The sequence below is a fragment of the Agromyces neolithicus genome (genome assembly GCF_039529735.1).
Classification (GTDB): domain Bacteria; phylum Actinomycetota; class Actinomycetes; order Actinomycetales; family Microbacteriaceae; genus Agromyces; species Agromyces neolithicus.
Genome location: NZ_BAAANJ010000005.1, coordinates 158,821 through 177,086 on the forward strand (window position 1 = coordinate 158,821; position 18,266 = coordinate 177,086).

The 18,266-nt window shown below is 69.2% G+C and carries 20 protein-coding genes; 6 read left to right on the forward strand and 14 right to left on the reverse strand.

Annotated features, from left to right (window positions below):
• Positions 1 to 9: 9 nt before the first annotated feature.
• Genes kdpC through ABD164_RS08315 form a run of 4 tightly spaced genes read right to left on the reverse strand, consistent with a single transcriptional unit; the run spans position 10 to position 4,765 of the window.
• Positions 10 to 618 carry a potassium-transporting ATPase subunit KdpC gene (gene kdpC / locus ABD164_RS08300; RefSeq protein WP_344295328.1) on the reverse strand — a complete coding sequence of 203 codons (609 nt, stop codon included), beginning with the start codon at positions 616 to 618 and terminating at the stop codon, positions 10 to 12.
• A 60-nt stretch (positions 619 to 678) separates the two neighbouring features.
• The gene (gene kdpB / locus ABD164_RS08305) at positions 679 to 2,994 is read right to left on the reverse strand and encodes a potassium-transporting ATPase subunit KdpB (RefSeq protein WP_344295330.1); all 2,316 of its coding nucleotides are present in this window, start codon (positions 2,992 to 2,994) and stop codon (positions 679 to 681) included.
• Positions 2,995 to 2,996: 2 nt separating this feature from the next.
• Positions 2,997 to 4,649: a potassium-transporting ATPase subunit KdpA gene (kdpA, locus tag ABD164_RS08310; protein WP_425545928.1), complete on the reverse strand. Its 1,653-nt coding sequence runs from the start codon at positions 4,647 to 4,649 to the stop codon at positions 2,997 to 2,999.
• Positions 4,650 to 4,675: 26 nt separating this feature from the next.
• A complete protein-coding gene (locus tag ABD164_RS08315; RefSeq protein ID WP_344295333.1) occupies positions 4,676 to 4,765 on the reverse strand; it encodes a potassium-transporting ATPase subunit F in 90 nt (29 codons plus the stop codon).
• 324 nt (positions 4,766 to 5,089) lie between these two features.
• Between ABD164_RS08315 and ABD164_RS08320 the strand changes: the two genes are divergently transcribed.
• Positions 5,090 to 5,485, forward strand: a complete 396-nt coding sequence (locus ABD164_RS08320) for a hypothetical protein (RefSeq protein ID WP_344295335.1) — start codon at positions 5,090 to 5,092, stop codon at positions 5,483 to 5,485.
• A 62-nt stretch (positions 5,486 to 5,547) separates the two neighbouring features.
• Here ABD164_RS08320 and ABD164_RS08325 read toward each other — a convergent pair whose 3' ends face one another.
• The 4 genes from ABD164_RS08325 to ABD164_RS08340 all read right to left on the reverse strand — a co-directional run bounded on the left by ABD164_RS08325 (position 5,548) and on the right by ABD164_RS08340 (position 9,555).
• Positions 5,548 to 6,015 carry a GbsR/MarR family transcriptional regulator gene (locus tag ABD164_RS08325; RefSeq protein WP_344295336.1) on the reverse strand — a complete coding sequence of 156 codons (468 nt, stop codon included), beginning with the start codon at positions 6,013 to 6,015 and terminating at the stop codon, positions 5,548 to 5,550.
• A gap of 12 nt (positions 6,016 to 6,027) precedes the next feature.
• On the reverse strand, positions 6,028 to 7,653 hold the full coding sequence (locus ABD164_RS08330; RefSeq protein ID WP_344295338.1) for an ABC transporter permease: 1,626 nt from the start codon (positions 7,651 to 7,653) through the stop codon (positions 6,028 to 6,030).
• Positions 7,650 to 8,579, reverse strand: coding sequence for an ABC transporter ATP-binding protein (locus ABD164_RS08335; RefSeq protein WP_344295339.1), 930 nt, complete (start codon positions 8,577 to 8,579; stop codon positions 7,650 to 7,652). The genes ABD164_RS08330 and ABD164_RS08335 overlap by 4 nt, the downstream gene beginning before the upstream one ends.
• A gap of 118 nt (positions 8,580 to 8,697) precedes the next feature.
• Positions 8,698 to 9,555 carry an AraC family transcriptional regulator gene (locus tag ABD164_RS08340; protein ID WP_344295341.1) on the reverse strand — a complete coding sequence of 286 codons (858 nt, stop codon included), beginning with the start codon at positions 9,553 to 9,555 and terminating at the stop codon, positions 8,698 to 8,700.
• 67 nt (positions 9,556 to 9,622) lie between these two features.
• Here ABD164_RS08340 and ABD164_RS08345 point away from each other — a divergent pair, with 67 nt between their 5' ends.
• The gene (locus tag ABD164_RS08345; RefSeq protein ID WP_344295342.1) at positions 9,623 to 10,036 is read left to right on the forward strand and encodes a DUF1761 domain-containing protein; all 414 of its coding nucleotides are present in this window, start codon (positions 9,623 to 9,625) and stop codon (positions 10,034 to 10,036) included.
• A gap of 9 nt (positions 10,037 to 10,045) precedes the next feature.
• On the opposite strand, the gene ABD164_RS08350 is transcribed toward ABD164_RS08345, so the two are convergent.
• Both ABD164_RS08350 and ABD164_RS08355 read right to left on the reverse strand, forming a co-directional pair.
• Positions 10,046 to 10,714 carry a potassium channel family protein gene (locus tag ABD164_RS08350; RefSeq protein ID WP_344295344.1) on the reverse strand — a complete coding sequence of 223 codons (669 nt, stop codon included), beginning with the start codon at positions 10,712 to 10,714 and terminating at the stop codon, positions 10,046 to 10,048.
• On the reverse strand, positions 10,707 to 12,152 hold the full coding sequence (locus tag ABD164_RS08355; protein ID WP_344295345.1) for a TrkH family potassium uptake protein: 1,446 nt from the start codon (positions 12,150 to 12,152) through the stop codon (positions 10,707 to 10,709). Before ABD164_RS08355 ends, ABD164_RS08350 begins: the two co-directional genes overlap by 8 nt.
• A gap of 73 nt (positions 12,153 to 12,225) precedes the next feature.
• On the opposite strand from ABD164_RS08355, the gene ABD164_RS08360 reads away from it, so the two are divergent.
• Positions 12,226 to 12,666 (forward strand): ArsR/SmtB family transcription factor, encoded by a 441-nt coding sequence (locus ABD164_RS08360; protein WP_344295347.1) that lies wholly within the window; start codon positions 12,226 to 12,228, stop codon positions 12,664 to 12,666.
• A 136-nt stretch (positions 12,667 to 12,802) separates the two neighbouring features.
• On the opposite strand, the gene ABD164_RS08365 is transcribed toward ABD164_RS08360, so the two are convergent.
• Complete coding sequence (locus ABD164_RS08365; RefSeq protein WP_344295349.1) at positions 12,803 to 13,285, reverse strand: anthrone oxygenase family protein; 483 nt, start codon at positions 13,283 to 13,285, stop codon at positions 12,803 to 12,805.
• 114 nt (positions 13,286 to 13,399) lie between these two features.
• Entirely contained in the window at positions 13,400 to 13,909 is a 510-nt protein-coding gene (locus ABD164_RS08370) for a GNAT family N-acetyltransferase (RefSeq protein WP_344295350.1), read from the reverse strand.
• 150 nt (positions 13,910 to 14,059) lie between these two features.
• Here ABD164_RS08370 and ABD164_RS08375 point away from each other — a divergent pair, with 150 nt between their 5' ends.
• Entirely contained in the window at positions 14,060 to 14,158 is a 99-nt protein-coding gene (locus ABD164_RS08375; RefSeq protein ID WP_003792170.1) for a 30S ribosomal protein bS22, read from the forward strand.
• Between the two features lie 109 nt (positions 14,159 to 14,267).
• The gene (locus tag ABD164_RS08380; protein WP_344295352.1) at positions 14,268 to 14,534 is read left to right on the forward strand and encodes a glutaredoxin family protein; all 267 of its coding nucleotides are present in this window, start codon (positions 14,268 to 14,270) and stop codon (positions 14,532 to 14,534) included.
• Between the two features lie 16 nt (positions 14,535 to 14,550).
• On the opposite strand, the gene ABD164_RS08385 is transcribed toward ABD164_RS08380, so the two are convergent.
• Complete coding sequence (locus ABD164_RS08385) at positions 14,551 to 15,474, reverse strand: formylglycine-generating enzyme family protein (protein ID WP_344295484.1); 924 nt, start codon at positions 15,472 to 15,474, stop codon at positions 14,551 to 14,553.
• Between the two features lie 269 nt (positions 15,475 to 15,743).
• On the opposite strand from ABD164_RS08385, the gene ABD164_RS08390 reads away from it, so the two are divergent.
• Positions 15,744 to 16,664 (forward strand): hypothetical protein, encoded by a 921-nt coding sequence (locus tag ABD164_RS08390; protein WP_344295353.1) that lies wholly within the window; start codon positions 15,744 to 15,746, stop codon positions 16,662 to 16,664.
• Positions 16,665 to 16,874: 210 nt separating this feature from the next.
• Here the strand turns inward: ABD164_RS08390 and aspS are convergent, their stop codons facing one another.
• Positions 16,875 to 18,218 carry an aspartate--tRNA(Asn) ligase gene (aspS, locus tag ABD164_RS08395; protein ID WP_344295354.1) on the reverse strand — a complete coding sequence of 448 codons (1,344 nt, stop codon included), beginning with the start codon at positions 18,216 to 18,218 and terminating at the stop codon, positions 16,875 to 16,877.
• Between the last annotated feature and the right edge of the window lie 48 nt (positions 18,219 to 18,266).

An 18,266-nucleotide genomic window follows, 5' to 3' on the forward strand; every position in this document is an offset into this window, starting at 1 on the left:
TCTCCGCCCCTAGCCCAGCTCAGCCAGGGCGAGGTTCAGTTGCAGCACGTTGACCGTCGGCTCGCCCAGGTACCCGAGGTCCCGTGCCTGAATCCTAGACTCCACGAGTTCGCGCAACTCGGATTCGGGAAGCCCGCGCTCGCCGGCCACCCGCGCCACCTGCAGCAGGGCGTACTCGGGGCTGATGTGCGGGTCGAGACCCGACGCCGATGCGGTGACCGCGTCGGCCGGGACATCCGCTTCGTCGACGCGGTTGAACTCGGCGACCTGCGCCGTGCGCTCCTCGATCGCGGCGATGAGGTCGGCGTTCTCGGGGCCCCAGTTGCTTCCGCTCGAGGCGTCGCCGTCGTAGCCGTCGCCGGCCGCGGACGGCCGGGGCTGGAACCACTCGGGCAGCGGGTTGCCGTCGGCATCGGCGAACGACTGACCGATGAGCGCGGATCCCACGACCTCGCCGGAGGCATCCGTCATGGTGGAGCCGTTCGCCTGCGCCGGCAGGATGACCTGGCCGATGCCGGTGACGACGATCGTGTAGCCGACGCCGAGTACGAGGGTGAAGACGAGCATCGCGCGGATCGCCACCCAGTGGGTGCGTACCGCAGTGCGTGTGGAACTCATGGGGATGTCCTTTCGATGGGATTCGCCGGTCGAGTAGGCCCGCCAGGGCCGTATCGAGACCTAGAACCCGGGGATGAGGCTGACGACGAGGTCGATCAGCTTGATGCCGATGAACGGGGCGATGATGCCGCCGAGGCCGTAGACGAGCAGGTTGCGGCTGAGGATCGCGGATGCCCCGCCCGGCCGGTATCTCACGCCGCGAAGCGCGAGCGGGATGAGCGCCACGATCACCAGAGCGTTGAAGATGATCGCCGAGAGGATCGCCGAGGCGGGGGAGTGCAGCTGCATGATGTTCAGCACGGCGAGCCCCGGGAAGATCCCCGCGAACATCGCCGGGATGATCGCGAAGTACTTCGCGACGTCGTTGGCGATCGAGAACGTCGTGAGCGCGCCGCGCGTGATGAGCAGCTGCTTGCCGATGCGCACGATCTCGATGAGCTTCGTCGGGTCGCTGTCGAGGTCGACCATGTTGCCGGCCTCCTTCGCGGCCGACGTGCCGGTGTTCATCGCGACGCCGACATCGGCCTGCGCGAGCGCCGGGGCGTCGTTCGTGCCGTCACCGGTCATGGCGACGAGGTCACCCCCCTCCTGCGCCCTTCTGATCAGCGCCATCTTGTCTTCGGGGGTGGCCTCGGCGAGGTAGTCGTCGACACCCGCCTCGGCCGCGATGGCCTTCGCGGTGAGCGGGTTGTCGCCCGTGATCATGACCGTGCGGATGCCCATGGCCCGCAGCTCGGCGAAGCGCTCGGTGAGGCCGTCCTTCACGACGTCCTTCAGGTGCACGACGCCGAGGATGCGGGCGCGCCCGTCGGGGTCCTTCGTCGCGACGACGAGCGGGGTCCCGCCACTGTTCGAGATCGCCTCGACGCGCTGCTCGAGTTCGCGCGCCAGTTCGACCTCTTGTGAGATCGAGTGGGCAGAGGTCGACCTTCCCGAGCCGTCGAGGAGCGAACTCTGCCCACTCGATTGGGAGATCCAGGTGCGGATGGCCGACGCGGCGCCCTTGCGGATGCTCAAGCCGTCGGGCAGGTCGAGACCCGACATGCGGGTCTGCGCCGTGAACGGCACCACCTCGCCGGCCACCCCGTTCCCTGGGCCAGCGGTGCTCTGAGCCTCTCGAAGGGTCGAAGGGTCGAAGCGGATGCCTCGTTCCGCCGCCAGATCGACGATCGACGTGCCCTCGGGCGTCGGGTCGGCGAGCGACGACAGGGCCGCCGCTCGCACGAGCTCGGCCGCATCGACGCCCGGCATCGGCACGAACTCGCTCGCTCGGCGGTTGCCGTACGTGATGGTGCCGGTCTTGTCGAGGAGCAGTGTCGTGACGTCGCCCGCAGCCTCGACGGCGCGGCCCGACATCGCGAGCACGTTGCGCTGCACGAGCCGGTCCATGCCGGCGATGCCGATGGCCGAGAGCAGCGCGCCGATCGTCGTCGGGATGAGGCACACGAGCAGGGCGATGAGCACCGGGATCGAGACGGGCGACGCCGCGTACGAGGCGATCGGGTTCAGCGTCAGCGTGACCACCACGAAGATGATCGAGAGGCTCGCGAGCAGGATGTTGAGCGCGATCTCGTTCGGCGTCTTCTGGCGCGACGCGCCCTCGACGAGCGCGATCATGCGGTCGACGAAGGTCTCGCCGGGCTTCGAGGTGATGCGCACCACGATGCGGTCGGAGAGCACCCGGGTGCCGCCCGTGACCGCCGAGCGGTCGCCGCCCGACTCGCGGACGACGGGGGCGGACTCGCCGGTGATCGCCGACTCGTCGACCGAGGCGATGCCCCAGACGATGTCGCCGTCGCCCGGGATGAGCTCGCCGGCGGTCACGACGACGATGTCGCCGAGCTTCAGCTCGGCAGAGGAGACCTCGGCGAGCGGGGTGCGCTCGGTGGGTGCGGCCGCTGGATCGAGTAGGCGCGCCAGCGCCGTATCGAGATCATCCGACACCTCGTCGTAGGCCGTGACGACGTGCGCGACGGTCGACGTGCGCGTCTGGCGCAGCGTGTCGGCCTGCGCCTTTCCGCGGCCCTCGGCCACCGACTCGGCGAGGTTCGCGAAGAGCACGGTGAGCCAGAGCCAGACGGCGATGGCCCAGGTGAACGAGAGCGGCACCTCGGTGCCGCCCGACGAGCCGGGGCCACCGAGGAACGGCTCGGCGATCGCGAGCACCGTGGTGAGCGCGGCGCCGACCTCGACGAGGAACATGACGGGGTTGCGCCACATCTGGCGCGGATCGAGCTTGCGGAACGCGCCGGGCAATGCCTGGAGGAGCTGGGCGGGCCCGAACGCCCCCTGCCGGCGCTTCGACGGCGACGAGAGCGGATGCCGCGGGGTCGGTGCCGCGGCATCCGGTGCGGGTGTCTTCGTGATGGTGGACATGATCAGTTCAGCCCTTCCGCCAGGGGACCCAGCGTGAGAACGGGGAAGTACGTGAGCGCGGTCACGATGACCGTGACGCCCACGAGGAGGCCGACGAACTGCGGCCGGTGGGTGGGCAGGGTTCCGGCGGTCGCCGGCACCTTCTCCTGCGCCGCGAGGCTGCCGGCGAGGGCGAGCACGAACACGATCGGCACGAACCGGCCGAGCAGCATCGCGACGCCGAGCGCCGTGTTGAACCACGGGGTGTTGGCGGTGAGGCCCGCGAACGCCGAACCGTTGTTGTTCGACGCGCTCGTGAATGCGTAGAGCACCTCGCTCATGCCGTGGATGCCGGGGTTCCAGATCGAGGTCGCCTCGACGTCCTCCCGAACGCCGGGGATCGCGAACGACAGCGCGGTACCCACGAGCACGAGCGTCGGCGTGACGAGGATGTAGAGGCTCGCGAGCTTGATCTCTCGCGGCCCGACCTTCTTGCCGAGGTACTCGGGCGTGCGGCCCACGAGCAGGCCCGCGATGAACACGGCGATGACCGCGAGCACGAGCATGCCGTAGAGGCCAGAGCCGACACCGCCGGGCGCGACCTCGCCGAGCATCATGTTGAGCATCGGCATCATGCCGCCGAGCGCGGTGTACGAGTCGTGCATCGAGTTGACCGCGCCCGTCGAGGTGAGCGTCGACGTCGAGCCGAACAGGGTCGAGGCGAAGATGCCGAAGCGCTGCTCCTTGCCTTCGAGCGCACCGCCGGCGAGCTCGGGTGCCGTGCCGTTGCCAGCCACTTCGAGCGCACTGAGCGCGGTGAGCGAGACGAGGTAGAGCGTCGCCATGACGGCGAGGGTCGCGTAGCCCTGTTTGTTCGAGCCGACCATCTTGCCGAACGTGCGCGGCAGCGCGAAGGGGATCGCGAGCATGAGCACGTTCTGGAAGAGGCTCGTCCACGCGGTCGGGTTCTCGAACGGGTGCGCGGAGTTGACGTTGAAGAAGCCGCCGCCGTTCGTGCCGAGCAGCTTGATGACCTCTTGCGAGGCGACCGGGCCGCCGGGGAGGCTTTGCGTGTTGCCGGCCAGGGTGGTCACCTCGGTGAAGCCGTTGAAGTTCTGCACGACGCCGCCGATCATCAGCACGATCGCGCCGATCACCGAGAGCGGCAGCAGAAGCCGGAACGAGCCGCGGAACAGGTCGACCCAGAAGTTGCCGATCGTGCCCGAGCCGCGGCGGGCGAAGCCGCGCACGAGGGCGATCGCCACGGCGATGCCGACGGCGGCCGACACGAAGTTCTGCACCGCGAGTCCGGCGAGCTGCACCGTGTAGCCCAACGTGAGCTCGGGGGAGTACGACTGCCAGTTCGTGTTCGCGACGAACGAGGCCGCGGTGTTGAACGACAGCCCCTCGGGCACGGCCGGCAGGCCGAGCGAGTACGGCAGCACGGCCTGCGCCCGTTGCAGCGAATAGACGAACAGCAGCCCGATGACCGAGAACGCGAGTACGCCGCGCAGGTAGGCGGGCCACGACTGCTCGGTGCGCGGGTCGACGCCGATGAGGCGGTAGAGGCCGCGTTCGACCCTCCAGTCGCGGTCGCTCGTGTAGAGGCGCGCCATGTAGTCGCCGAACGGGCGGTAGATGAGGGCGAGGATGAGGGCGAGGGTGGCCGCCTGCATGACGGCGAGGAGAACTGCGCCGGTCATCAGAACCGCTCGGGTTTGACGAGGGCGACCACCAGGTACACCACGGCGGCGACGCACATCGCGGCAGCGAGGAGTTCGAAGAAGATCACAGCTTCTCGACCCCCCTGGCGATGAGGCCGACGACCACGAACACGGCGATGATGCCGAGGATGTAGACGACGTCGAGCACGAAGACTCCAGGTTCGGGATGCCGCGGGCCGCGGACGCGACGGGCGGGCAGGTTGTGACAAGCTCAGGTTTCGACGAGCTCAACCGGCAGCGACGATGCAACACCCGCCCGCCCGCTGTGGCGCCGATCCTCACGGCTCCCTAACGGGATCGCACCGTGATCCTCATGCGACGCTGACGTCGTTCTCACGGCGTGCCCAACCGTGCGGCGTCGATCGACGGGCTCGCCGCGCTACCGTTGCCCCATGGGCGCAGCGGAGATCATCTCGGTCGTCTCCGAGGTGATCGGATGGATCGCTCTCGGGGTCGGTCTCGTGTGCCTGCTGCTCGCCCTGCTCATCCGCATCGCCGACGGGCGTTGGGTGCGCACCGACGCCGTGGTCGTCGACTACGACGAGCACAGTGTCATCCGCTGGTTCGCCGAAGGAGCGTTCCACTCGCGCATCCTCGGATCCGACGAGCGCGAGCACGTCACGAGCCCCGACGAGGAGCCCGCGTACTACAAGCAGCGCGACCCCGACCGGCTGCGGCTGCACGAGCCGCCCGCGGGGCGTCGCGTCATCCGCAACGTCGGCCTCGTGATGATCGGCATCGCCGCGCTCGCCGCTCTCATCGGCCTCGCCATGCTGCTCTTCGAGTGAGCGGCGGCGGGCGGCCGCGGTCGCCCCGCCCGCGATCAGCGCTCGCGCAGATCGCCCCGCGATCAGCGCTCGCGCAGCTGCTCCCACTCGCGCATGAGCTCGGGCATGCGGGCGTCGATGAAACGGTAGAACCGGGCCATCTCGCGTGCCCGCATCGAGCCGGCCGCCTGCTCGTCGCCGATGGCGTCGGCGGCCCGATCGCCGAGGTCGGCGATCACGCCGTAGACGGGGCTCTTCGACATGAGCGCCGTGTACCACGCGTCGTCGAGGAACTCCCACCGGTCGCGACGGCTGCCCGCCTGCGGCACGCGATGAAGGATGCCGATCTGCTCGAGGTAGCGCACCGCGCCCGAGATCGCCGCGGCACTCACGCCCAACTGGCCGCCGAGCTCAGAGGCGGTGAGACCGCCGGCCTCGGCGACGAGCAGCGCCATGAGCACGCGCGCCGGCATTCTCGGGAACCCGGCGGCGGTCAGGACCGCGGCCGACTGTTCGATCGTGGCCTTCAGGGACTGCTCGTCGCGCGCCATCCGTTCAGCCTCTCATCCGCCGCCGCTGGTGAGCTCTCGCCGCCGCATCGCGACCACGGCCGCCGCGGCGGCGCCGAGGCCGATGGCGAGCAGCCAGAGACCGCCCGACCAGTCGGTGTCGTCGCCGGAGGGAACCGGCGAGTGTGCGAACGGCGACAGTTCGGTGAGCCATTCGGGCAGCTGCAGGATCGGCCCGAACGTGCCGAGGATCGCGGCGACCCCGACGATCGTCCAGCCGAGCGGGATCGTGGCGCGTGGCAGGAAGGCGAACACCAGCAGGGTGACGCCGAGGAACACGAGGCACGCGGGCAGCTGCGCCGCCGCGGCTTCGAGCACGTTCGGGATGAGCGTCTCGGGGTCGGACGCGCGGCTGGCGCCCAGCACGCCGGCGATGCCCGCCGCTGCGAGCACCACCACGATCACGATCACGCCGACGACCCAGTACTCCAGCAGCCAGCGCACGCGTGGCACGCGCGTGGCGAGCACCATCTCGGCGGTGCCGTGCACCTCCTCCTGGCGCGCGCGGATGCCGACCTGCACCGCGCAGCAGGCGGCGAGGATGCCCACCACGCCGTAGAACGTGGCCACGAACGCCTGCTCGATCGAGGCATCGTCGCCCATCGCCCGCCGCAGGATCTCGATCACCTGAGGATTGCTGCCCGCGACGTCGCCGACGATCGACGAGAGCGACGTGGCGAGCAGTCCGGTCGCGATGCCGCCCGCGGTCCACGAGAGCAGGATCGAGAGGTTGAGTCGCCACGCGAGCCCGAACGAGCTCGACAACACGGGCCCGGCGGTGGCGCGTCCGGCGCGGCCCGGCAGCAGGCTGGCGCCCTGGTCGCGCACCGACTGCAGTGCGAACACGACGCCGATCATCACGACGGCGAACCCGAGCGGCACGAGCAGGGGTCGCAGGTCGTTCTCGACGAAGGCACCCGTCAACTGCCCGTAGCCGATCGGGGACAGCCAGGTCGGCCATGCGGGGGTCACGTGCAGCAGGTCTTCCGACGGCGTGCCGGCGGCGTCGCCGAGACCGCGCAGCAGGTAGGCCGCCAGTACGAAGGCGACGGATGCCCCGTTCGCGCCTCGTGACGTGCGGAAGAGTTGCGCGGCGAAGAGGCCGAATGCGAGGAACGCGATTCCCGATGCCGCGATCGCGGCGCCCGCGACGAGCGAACCGCTGGAATCCAGCCCGTTGCCGATGAGTGCCAGCGCGATCAGCAGCCCGAGACCGATGTTCGCGAGCACGCCGTGCACGACGGTGGCGATCGTCGGCAGGATGCGCCCGGCCGGCGTCGACGCCACGTACTCGGCGCGACCCTGTTCCTCCTCCATGCGAGTGTGACGGACGGCGAGGAACGTGCTCATCAGGCCGCCCATGAGCGCCAGCCAGGCGAAGAGCAGGAAGAAGGCGAACGCCCCCTCGTCGATTCCGTTCGGCGTGCCGCGGAAGACCAGGATCGTTCGGGTGGCGATGGCGATGCCGAGGATCTCCTCGCGATCTTCGGCATCGCCGTACGTGTCGAACACCGCCGACACCGAGGCGTAGGCGAGCAGCGCCGTGCCCACCAGCCAGAGCGCGAGCTGCAGCCGGTCGCGCCGGGCGCGCTGGCGCAGCAACACGGCCAGTCGGGTCATGACCGCGCCGCCTGTCCGAGCGTGACGAGTTCGTCGCCGTAGTGGCGCAGGAAGAGCTCTTCGAGCGACGGCGGCGAGACGGTGAGCCCCTTCACGTCGAGGCGGGCGAGTTCGGGCAGCACGCTCGCCACCCGATCGCTGTCGACCGTGAAACTCACGCGTCCGTGGTCGATGAGCAGGTCGTGCGAGCCCTCGATCTCTTCGAACGGCATCGGCACACTTTCTGCCGCGAAGGCGATCTCGGTGCGAGTCAGGTGCCGCAGCTCGGCCATCGTGCCGCTCTCGACGGTGCGGCCTGCGCGGATGATGGTGACCCGGTCGCAGAGTTCCTCGACCTCGGAAAGGATGTGGCTCGACAGCAGCACGGTCGCGCCCTCGGCGGTCACGCGGGCGATCTCGCGATTGAAGACCTGTTCCATGAGCGGGTCGAGGCCGCTCGTCGGCTCGTCGAGCAGGTAGAGGTCGGCGGGCGTCGCGAACGCGGCGATGAGCGCGACCTTCTGCCGATTGCCCTTCGAGTAGGCCCGGCCCTTCTTGCGGGGATCGAACTGGAAGACGTCGATGAGCCGCTGCTTGCGGCTCTCGTAGTCCGCCTTGTCGGTGACCCCGCCGCGCAGGCGGCTCAGCAGGTCGATCGCCTCGCCCCCCGTGAGGTTCGGCCACACGCTCACATCGCCGGGCACGTACCCGATGCGGCGGTGCAGCCCGGCCGCGTCGGTCCACGGATTGCTGCCGAACAGCGTCGCTTCGCCGCCCGAAGCCCGTGCGAGGCCGAGCAGGATGCGGATGGTCGTGGACTTGCCCGCGCCGTTCGGCCCGAGGAATCCGTGGATCTCGCCGGCGTCGACCGTGAGGTCGAGTCCGTCGAGGGCGATGGTGCGCCCGAACCGCTTCTGGAGGCCTCGGGTGCTGATCACGGTGTTCATGCGAGGGATGCTACGCCGAATTCACAAGTTTGTGAATCTTCCTAACGGATCCCTAACGGGCGACCTGACGCCCGACCAACCGTCCGCCCAACCGCTCGACCACCCGCGCGGGTATCCGTCAGCTCGCGAGCTCGCGGAGCGATCGGACATAGGCGCCGGGAGAGACGCCCGCGACGTCGCGGAAGTCGTGCTGGAGGTGCGCCTGGTCGACGTAGCCGAGCTCGGCGGCGAGCGTCGCGAGGTCGACTCCTGTGGGGTCGGCCAGGCGACGCGCGACCTCCTGCAGTCGAACGAGGCGCGTCACGCGCTTCGGTCCGAGCCCGATGCTGTCATGCAGAACGCGCTGCACGACGCGCTCGCTCACACCGAACGCGCTGGCGAGCGTGTCGCCGGTCCGTGTGCGAAGCCGTTCCAGCAGCTCGTCGAGGACGGCGTTCGCCAGCCTTCCGTCGGCTCCGATCGGATGGCGCTCCAGCGCGTGCGCGATCACCCGATCGGCCGTGGCGGCGCGGGCATCGACGCCGTCATCCGCGGCGATCTCCGAGAGCTCGTCGTACATGCGGTGATCGGTCGCCGCCGTCACGGCGAACGTGCCGTCCACCAGTTCGGCCGCGCGGAGGTCGGCGAGCACGGCGAGACCCGCCGGCCGCAGGCGTACCGCGAAGACCGCTCCGCGACCGCGGATCACACGTCGCCACGCACCGCGCTGCGCGCCGGTGACGACGAGCGGCGCGGGCACCGCGCCCTCCTCGATCGAGAGGGTGACGGCGGGCTGCGTCACGATCCGCTGGTCGATCTCCTCGCCCGGGGCGAGCATCCATCGCACATGCCAGTACCGGTCGACCACGTCGGCGACGCGCGGGTCGGGATCGATCCAGCGTGCTCCGTAGCGTTCGAGATTGGCGGGATGCAGCATCCCCGTGCGTTCCTCGGAACCGATCGGCCGCCCGGGTGCGGGATCATCGTCGGCGCTCACGACCCCAGTCTGTCGCCCGGTCGGATTTCTACAAGACCCCGAGCGCGGCGGCGGTGAGGATGGGGCCATGATCGAAGCCCTCAGCCGACTCGACTGGCTCGCCATCGGCGCGGCGACCCTCGCGTCGTTCGTGCTCGGCGCGCTCTGGTTCACGCCGCTCTTCGGCCGCCAGTGGGATCGCTCGCTCGGAATCAGCCGAGAGCGCGGCAGCCGCTACCCGGCGATCTATTACGTCGTGCCGTTCGTGAGCAGCGCGCTCGTGAGCGTGGCGACGGGGATCCTGATCGTCGCCACCGGCGTTGAGGGGTGGGGCGAGTCCGCCGCGCTCGGCCTCGTCGTGGGCGTCGGCTACTCGGCTGCGATCACGTTCACGAACGCGGTCAACCCGGTCATGCCGCATCCGCTCGCGTTCGCCGCGATCACCGGCTCGTACCACGTCGTCAGCGCCGTCGCGGCCGCGGTGATCATCGGCGCGTTCTGATCGCGCCGGCTACTCGAGCGCCGCGAACTTCTCGATGTCGCCCTCGGTTCCGGTGACGATGATCAGGTCGTGGTTCGAGACCACGGTGTGCTCGGTCGCATAGGTGAACGGCTTGCCGGGGCTCTTCACGCCGACGACCGTGACCCGGTGCTTCGAGCGCACGCCCGACTCGGTCAGGCTCTTTCCGCGGATGGGCTTGGGCGGGTACATCTTCACGAGTGCGAAGTCGTCGTCGAACTCGATGAAGTCGAGCATGCGGCCGCTCACGAGATGCGCGGTGCGTTCACCGGCCTCGCGTTCGGGGTAGATGACGTGGTTCGCGCCGATGCGCTGCAGGATCTTGCCATGCGAGGCCGAGATCGCCTTCGCCCAGATCTGCGGGATCTTGAGGTCGACGAGGTTCGCGGTGATCAGCACCGACGCCTCGATCGACGACCCCGTCGCGCACACCGCGATCGAGAAGTCCTGTGCGCCGATCTGGCGCAGGGCGTCGATCGAGCGGGAGTCGGCGACGACCGCATGGGTCACCCGCTCGGACCACTTCTGCACGAGGGCCTCGTCGATGTCGACCGCGAGCACCTCACGGCCGAGCCGGTCGAGTTGTCCGGCGGTGGCAGCGCCGAATCGGCCGAGGCCGATCACGAGCACCGGTGCGTCGTGTCTGATCTTGTCAACCAACGATGGGCCTCTCTTCCGGTCGTTTGAACAGCTGGCGCCGCTGGCTCGCGGCGAGCGCAGCGGCGAGGGTCACGGTGCCGACCCGGCCCATGAACATCGTCGCCGCCATGACGTACTTGCCCTCTGGAGGGAGGGACTCGGTGAGCCCCGTGGAGAGGCCGCACGTCGCGAATCCCGAGATCACGTCGAACAGCACGAAGTCGAGCGGAGCTTTCGTCATCTGGGTCAGGATGATCGTCGAGACCGCGACGATCGTGGCACCCCACAGCACGACGCTCACCGCCAGTCGCAGCATGTCGCGCGGGATTCGCCGGCCGAACGCCTCCATCGAGGGCGCGCCCCGTGCCTCTGCGAATGCGGCGAGGAAGAGCACCGCCAGCGTCGTAACCTTGATGCCTCCCGCGGTGGACGCCGAGCCGCCGCCGACGAACATGAGCATGTCAGAGACCAGCAGGCTCGACGGGTACAGGTCGGCCATGTCGATGGTCGAGAAGCCGCCCGACCGGGTCATCACCGACATGAAGAATCCCTCGAAGACGGTATGGCCGAGCCCGAACGCGCCGTAGGTCTTGGGGTTGTCGTTCTCGAGCACGAGGAATGCGAGCGCACCGAGCACGAAGAGGATGCCGGTGGTCGCGAGCGTCAGCTTGACATGCACGCTCCAGCGGCGAGGAGTCCGCCACATTCGCGCGAGCGCGAAGATGACGGGGAACCCGAGGCTGCCGAGGAACACGTCGACCATCATCAGGGACTGGAACCAGTAGTCGTCGAAGAACTCGACGGGTCCGGCCGCGTTGGGCGCGAAGCCCGTGTTCGTGAAGGCGCTCACCGAGTAGTAGGCGGAGTACCAGATGCTCGTGCCGACGTCGTACCCGGCGGCGAGCACGCTCGGGATCATGCCGAGCATGATCACGGCCTCGATCGTCAGCGTGCTCACCGCGACGGTGACGAGCAGTCCGCCCACCTCGCCGAGCCGGATCGCCTGACGCTCGGCCACCGGGCCCACGTGGATGCGCGACGGGTTCGTGTCGCTCGCGGCCATGAGTTTCGCGCGCAGACCCAGCCGTCGTGAGATCACGAGGCCGAGGATCGATGCGAGTGTCAGCACGCCCATGCCGCCGACGTTCATGCCGATGAAGATGACCGCGTTTCCGAACGGCGACCAGTACGTCGCCATGTCGACAGTGGTCAGGCCGGTGACGCAGATCGTCGACACCGCCGTGAACAGGGCATCGGCCAACGGGGTGCTGCTGCGTTCTCCCGCCCGGGCGATCGGCAGCGACAACAGCAGGGTGGTGACGAGGATCAGTGAGGCGAAGATGAGGATCGCGAACCGCGACGGCGAACTCTTGACGAGCGTGTCGAGCGCGTCGCGCGTGCGACCCAGCCACGACCGCCGGTCGACACGACCCAGGCGCCTCATCGGCTCTGCGCGCATCGATCCCCCTTGCCTGCCGCGACCCAACGCGTGAGTCATGGTACTCCCCGCGAGGAATGACTACCCTTGGGGCATGGCTGACATCTTCGATGTGGTGGCGGACCCGACTCGTCGGGACATCCTCGCAGTGCTCCTCGAGCGAGAGGGTGCAGTACCGCAGTCGGGTGGCGAGATCAGTGTCTCCGAGATCGTCTCGGCGCTCGGCGCGAGTCAGCCCACGGTGTCGAAGCACCTCAAGGTGCTGCGCGAGTCGGGCCTCGTCGCCGTTCGCGAAGAGGGTCAGCACCGCTACTACAAGCTCGACCGCACGCCGCTCGAGACGCTCGAAGACTGGCTCATTCCGTTCACGTCATCCGATGCCGCTGCCGACGCCGCGACGCTCGCGGGCGTTGCCGCGGGCGATGAGGTTGCGCTCAACGAAGACCAGCGGGCATTCGCCTCGGCGATCGGCAAGGTCTTCGCCGAGACGGCGCACCAGGTCACCGCGGCCGTCGCCCCGAAGAAGCGCCGTTAGGCGGCCGAGCCGATCCGGTCGCAAGATCGCGGCGGGTGAGGCGATCTCGCTGTGTGCGTCGTTCTCCGACGACGGTCGAGTCGGTGCGCCCGGTGTGGGGTCGGCGGCATGGTTGTCGTCGACGTGGGGGCTCGGGTCAGACCAAGACCAGCGCGACCGCGAACCCCACGCACGATGCCGCGCACGTGATGGTGCGCACGTGATTCCACGCCTGCCAGCCCGGGCGGAACTCGTGCCAGGCGGACTCCAGCGCGGCGGCCTCATTCGCCGCCGCCGCGAGTCGGTTGTTGCGCGGCACGTTCGCGCCGGCCGTCACTCCGATCACGCCGCCGAGGTAGACGACGGCCGCCGCCGACGCCCACCACATCGCACCCTCGAGGGCACCCGTGAACGCGAAGCCCAGCACCGCGAGCACCACGAGCCCCGTGCCGAACAGGGCGAGCATGAGCGGGGCACGCACGGCCGTGACATTGATGCCGCGCATGGCACGAGCCGCATCGGCGGCGGGCAGCCGGTCGAGGCCCTGCGTCACGAAGCCCGAGAATGCGTAGAACACGCCGGCCATGACGCCGGTGCCGAGGACGGCCACGATGAGCAGCGGGGTGATGAGTGCGAGCATGCGCCAAGTCTGGCGTGGATTGCGTCGGTCGAGTAGCGAGCGCAGCGAGCGTATCGAGACCCGCTGCGTCCGTGGTCTCGATACGGCGCTGGCGCGCCGACTCGACCGGCGTCGTCAGCGCAGCGGCTTGATCATCTCGAGTTCGAGGCCGCCCGGCTCGAGTTCGTACTCGCGGCTGCGGCCGGTGAGGGTGAACCCGAGCTTCTCGTAGAACCGGATCGCCCGCGGGTTCTGCTCGTGCACCTCGAGGCGCAGGGTGTCGCCGAAGTCGCGCGCCCAATCCTCGACGGCCGTGAGCAGCAGCCGCGACACTCCCGCGGCATCTCCGCGGTGGTCGGGTGCGACGTACACGCCGACGAGCAGTGGGCCGGTCGCGGCATCCGGAATGTACCCGCCCATTGTGCCCACCCAGCGGTCGCCGTTGATCGCGACGACCGATGTCTGCCCGTGCGTTGTACCGCGTGCGGCGCGTGCGCGCCAGCCGGCCTCGTCGACGTCGAGCGCGTTCGCGAGGGTCTCGGCGTAGGCGAGCGGGGTGTCGCGCAGCATCTCGAGTCGCAGGGCGCGCACCGCCTGCCAGTCGTCGGGTTCGGTGGTGCGGATGACGACATCGTGGTGGCGCATCCCTCGACGCTAACGCATCGCGCACGGGGCATCCGACGAGGGTTGGAGGCGCCGCACGGGGCGCGCCCGCGAATCCGCTAGACTATCCCGAGGCATTCTTGTCTTCGGCTGCGGCACGCGCGGCCGACTCGATCTTTCTGTGAGGTTTTGATGGGTTCCGTCATCAAGAAGCGTCGCAAGCGCATGGCGAAGAAGAAGCACCGCAAGCTGCTTCGCAAGACGCGCCACCAGCGTCGCAACAAGAAGTAGTCGCACTCGCGACGACTGGCTGAGCGCCGGGCCTTCGGGTCTGGCGCTTTTTGCTGCCCCCACCCCCTGCTCGCGGGCTCGTGCGGCGGCGACGACGTACGATCGAGGCATGGCCCGCGACATCCGCCTCACCCTCATCGGAAAGCCCGGTTGCCACCTCTGCGACGACGCGCGCGAGGTCGTACAGGGCGTCATCGCCGAGATCGAGACGACGGATGCCTCGCGCCGCATGCTGCTCGAAGAGCTGAGCATCCTCGACGACGAGGCGTTGCGCGATCGCTACGCCGAGGAGATCCCGGTGCTGCTCATCGACGGCGAGGTGCACAACTACTGGCGCATCGACCCGGTGAGGCTGAAGGCCGCGCTGAGTGCGTGAGGGCGAGCGGGCAGTGCTACACGTCGCGTGCGCAGCGGAAGCCGATGTGCGTCGTCGCCGTGTCGTCGGCTTGGGGTGATCGCGCCGCCGGCCGATAGCGCAGGCAGTAGTCGGGAGAGCAGAGGTGCGAGCCGCCCTTGAGCACCCGGCGCGGGATGCGCGAGCCCGGCTCGGCTGACGCGGCGGCGAGCAGGTTCGGGCGGGCCTCGGCCTCGACGGCGACGGTGCCCGGCGGCACATGGCGCGCGGCGTAGTAGTCGGTCGTCCACTCCCACACGTTGCCGGTGACGTCGAAGAGCCCGTAGCCGTTCGCCGGGAACGTCATCACCGGGGACGTGCCGACCCATCCCGCGGCGCCGGTGTTGCGGTAGGGGAACGATCCCTGCCACCGGTTCACCATGAGCTCGCCGCCGGGGAACTCGTCGTCACCCCACGCGAACCGCGCACCCTCGAGGCCGCCGCGGGCGGCGAACTCGAACTCGGCTTCGGTGGGCAGCCGTTTGCCGGCCCACGAGGCGTACGCCGAGGCATCCGCGAAGCTGATCTGCACGACCGGGTGGGTGAGCCGGTCGTCGACGGCGCCGTCTTGAGCCTGTCGAAGGGATGACCCGGGCCCGAACGGGTGCCGCCAGCTCGCGCCCGCGCCCCACCGCCACCACTGGCGCCAATCGCGCAGGTCGACGGGGCCCGGGGTCGGGGTGAACACGAGCCCGCCGGGGACCAGTTCGGCCGGATCTGCGCCCGGGAAATCGGCCGGATCGAGCGGGCGCTCGGCGACGGTGACGTAGCCCGTTGCCTCGACGAAGGCCGCGAACTGCTCGTTGGTGACGGGGTGCAGGTCGATCTCGAACGTGTCGACGGAGCGCTCGTGCACCGGCGTCTCGTCGGCGTAGAACTCGTCTGAGCCCATGCGGAAGGTTCCGCCCTCGATGCGGACCATCGTCGTCGTGCCAATGTCGCTCGCCACGTACCGAGCCTACGGCCCGCGCCGCCCGTCCGTCCGTCCGTCCGTACGACGACGCCTCCCCGCGATGTCGCGCAAATGGTCGCCATTCCCCGGAATGCCGACGGTTTGCGCGACACCACGGTTGGTTGGGGACGACGGTGGCGGGGTTGGCGACTTGTCCACAGGGTGCGGGGCTCGTCGATGCGTCCACAGATCATCTGCCGGGCGCGGAGCGGGGGCGCCGGGCAGTCGAACCTGATCGGATGAGACCGCACCAGCCGCTGCCCGCCGAGTTCGCGCAACGGGCGTTCACGACATCCGAGGCCATCGCCGAGGGCGTCGGCATCGGGCGATTGCGCGGCAAGGACCTCACCCGACCCTTCCACGGAGTCCGCACGACCGCGGCCGCGCTCGGATTCGAGGCGCGGTGTCGAGCCAAGCTGCTCACCATGCGGCCCGGCCAGGTGTTCAGCCATGCCACCGCGTGTCGACTCTTCGGCATCGTCGTTCCAGCGAGTCACGAGACGGATGACGTGGATGTCGCGGCGTTCGCACCGAGACCGATCCCCCGCGGTCGGGGAGTGCGGGGACATCGTCTTGCGGCGAGAGGCACCTGGGTCGGAATCCGGCGCGGGCTTCCGATCGTCTCGCCCGAGGATGCCTGGTGCCAGCTCGCGGCGACGGCAACGGTCCGTGAACTCGTCGTCGCAGGCGACTCGTTGCTGCGCAGGAAGAGACCGCTGTCCACCCCCGAGAGGTTGCGCGCGGCGGTCGCACGTCATACAGGGCGCCGAGGGCACCGTGCGCTCGTCGCCGCGCTCGAGGCGGTGCGCGCCGGCACCGACTCGCCGGAGGAGACGCTGCTGCGACTCGACCTCATCGAATTCGGACTGCCCGAGCCGATCGTCAACCTCGAGATCTTCGACGAGTTCGGCAGGCTTTGCGCGATCGGCGACACGGCGTACCCCGAGTACCTGGTGCTCGCCGAGTACGACGGCGAGCACCACCGCACCGAAGACCGTCAGTACGCTCGTGACGTCGATCGGCTCGATGACCTGGCGAGGCTCGGATGGCGCAACATCCGCTTCACCAAACGACACCGCGGTCGCGCGCGCGTGGAGCAGCTCGAGCGCGTGCGCCAGGCCCTGATCGCGCGTGGCTGGTCGCCGCCGCCCGCGCCATGATGTCGCGCGAATCGTCGGGATGGGTGGGCGCAGCGAGCGATTCCCGCGACATCGTGCACCCGGTGCGGGGTGACGGCAGCGTCATGTCGCGCGGATCGTCGGTATGGGCCGGGGGTGGCAGCGATTTGCGCGACTTCACGGATGCCGCGTGGTGCGACGCGCGGCGTACGGGAGGGTGCGCGGCCGCGCGGGCTGGGCAGTCGCCCGGGGCTACGGCAGCAGGCGCGTCGGGCCTCGGAAGAGGTACGTGGTCTCGCGGATCGAGTGCTCGTTCAGCATGAGCATCATCACGCGGGCCAGACCCATGCCGAACCCACCGTGCGGGGGCACGCCGTAGCGGAAGAAGTCGAGGTAGAACTCGAGCTCCTCAGGGTCGAGCCCCTTCTCGCGTGCCTGCGCGACGAGCACGTCGATGCGGTGCTCGCGCTGCGCGCCCGTCGAGATCTCGACGCCGTTGTAGATGAGGTCGTACGAGTTCGTGAGCGTCGCGTCTTCGGGGTGGCGCATGTGGTAGAACGGCCGCAGGCTGATGTCCCAGTCGGTCAGGAACACGAAGTCATGGCCGAAGGCTTCGCGCACGTGGGCCGAGATCTGGCGCTCGCCCTCGGGGTCGATGTCGGCGTCGTCGCGGGGGATGACATAGCCTCGGTCGGCCACGATCTGCTTCGCCTCGCGAAGCGGGATGCGCGGGAACGGCAGCGTCGGCACCTCGAGCTCGATGTCGAACAGCTCGGCGATCTCGGCGCCGTGCTTCGCCTTCACGGCGGTGAGTCCGGCGACGAGCAGCTCTTCGTGCATCTTCATGACGTCTTCGTGCGACTCGACCCAGCTCATCTCGGCGTCGATCGAGGTGAACTCGGTCGCGTGCCGCGACGTGAACGACGGGTCGGCGCGGAACGCGGGCCCGACCTCGAACACCTTGCCGAAACCGGCGGGCTGCGCCATCTGCTTGAAGAACTGGGGGCTTTGGGCCAGGTATGCGGTGCCCTCGAAGTAGCCGACCTCGAAGAGCTCGGCGCGCGACTCACTCGCCGACGCCATGAGCTTCGGCGTCTGGATCTCGACGAAGTCGTGCTCGACCCAATAGGTGCGCAGCGCGTGCAGGAACGTGGTCTGGATGCGGAAGATCAGGTTCTGCTTCGGGTGGCGCAGGTCGAGGAACCGCCAGTCCATGCGCTTGTCGAGGCTCGAGTCGGCGGCGATCGGCGTCTCGGGGTTCGCCTCGGCGACCACCTCGAGCGCGCCGATCTTCACCTCGATGCCGCCGAGCTTCACGCGCTCGTCGTGCTTCAGGTCGCCGGTCACGCTGATGAACGAGCCATGTGTAAGCGCCGAGATCGCCTCGGTCATCGCCAAGCGAGCGGATGCCCCGGCGTCGGCGTTCTCGTCGAGCTCGCGGGTCGCGGGGTTCACGAGCTGCACGGCACCCGACTCGTCACGGAGGATGACGAACTGCACCTTCTTCTGATCGCGCACCGTCTCGACCCATCCGCTCACGGTGACGGGGCCGTCGGGCAGCGCGGCGAGGTTCTTGACGAGGGTGCGGTTCTTCACGATCGACCATCCTACTCGTGGGGGTTCCGGCGCCGATCTCGGCGGATT

What these genes read in the sequence shown, in the direction of transcription:
- kdpC (WP_344295328.1), bottom strand. Translation starts at nt 618, where the DNA reads ATGAGTTCCACACGCACTGCGGTACGCACCCACTGGGTGGCGATCCGC.
- kdpB (WP_344295330.1), bottom strand. Translation starts at nt 2,994, where the DNA reads ATGTCCACCATCACGAAGACACCCGCACCGGATGCCGCGGCACCGACC.
- kdpA (WP_425545928.1), bottom strand. Translation starts at nt 4,649, where the DNA reads ATGCAGGCGGCCACCCTCGCCCTCATCCTCGCCCTCATCTACCGCCCG.
- ABD164_RS08320 (WP_344295335.1), top strand. Translation starts at nt 5,090, where the DNA reads ATGGGCGCAGCGGAGATCATCTCGGTCGTCTCCGAGGTGATCGGATGG.
- ABD164_RS08325 (WP_344295336.1), bottom strand. Translation starts at nt 6,015, where the DNA reads ATGGCGCGCGACGAGCAGTCCCTGAAGGCCACGATCGAACAGTCGGCC.
- ABD164_RS08330 (WP_344295338.1), bottom strand. Translation starts at nt 7,653, where the DNA reads ATGACCCGACTGGCCGTGTTGCTGCGCCAGCGCGCCCGGCGCGACCGG.
- ABD164_RS08335 (WP_344295339.1), bottom strand. Translation starts at nt 8,579, where the DNA reads ATGAACACCGTGATCAGCACCCGAGGCCTCCAGAAGCGGTTCGGGCGC.
- ABD164_RS08345 (WP_344295342.1), top strand. Translation starts at nt 9,623, where the DNA reads ATGATCGAAGCCCTCAGCCGACTCGACTGGCTCGCCATCGGCGCGGCG.
- ABD164_RS08355 (WP_344295345.1), bottom strand. Translation starts at nt 12,152, where the DNA reads ATGCGCGCAGAGCCGATGAGGCGCCTGGGTCGTGTCGACCGGCGGTCG.
- ABD164_RS08360 (WP_344295347.1), top strand. Translation starts at nt 12,226, where the DNA reads ATGGCTGACATCTTCGATGTGGTGGCGGACCCGACTCGTCGGGACATC.
- ABD164_RS08365 (WP_344295349.1), bottom strand. Translation starts at nt 13,285, where the DNA reads ATGCTCGCACTCATCACCCCGCTGCTCATCGTGGCCGTCCTCGGCACC.
- ABD164_RS08370 (WP_344295350.1), bottom strand. Translation starts at nt 13,909, where the DNA reads ATGCGCCACCACGATGTCGTCATCCGCACCACCGAACCCGACGACTGG.
- ABD164_RS08375 (WP_003792170.1), top strand. Translation starts at nt 14,060, where the DNA reads ATGGGTTCCGTCATCAAGAAGCGTCGCAAGCGCATGGCGAAGAAGAAG.
- ABD164_RS08380 (WP_344295352.1), top strand. Translation starts at nt 14,268, where the DNA reads ATGGCCCGCGACATCCGCCTCACCCTCATCGGAAAGCCCGGTTGCCAC.
- ABD164_RS08385 (WP_344295484.1), bottom strand. Translation starts at nt 15,474, where the DNA reads ATGGTCCGCATCGAGGGCGGAACCTTCCGCATGGGCTCAGACGAGTTC.
- ABD164_RS08390 (WP_344295353.1), top strand. Translation starts at nt 15,744, where the DNA reads ATGAGACCGCACCAGCCGCTGCCCGCCGAGTTCGCGCAACGGGCGTTC.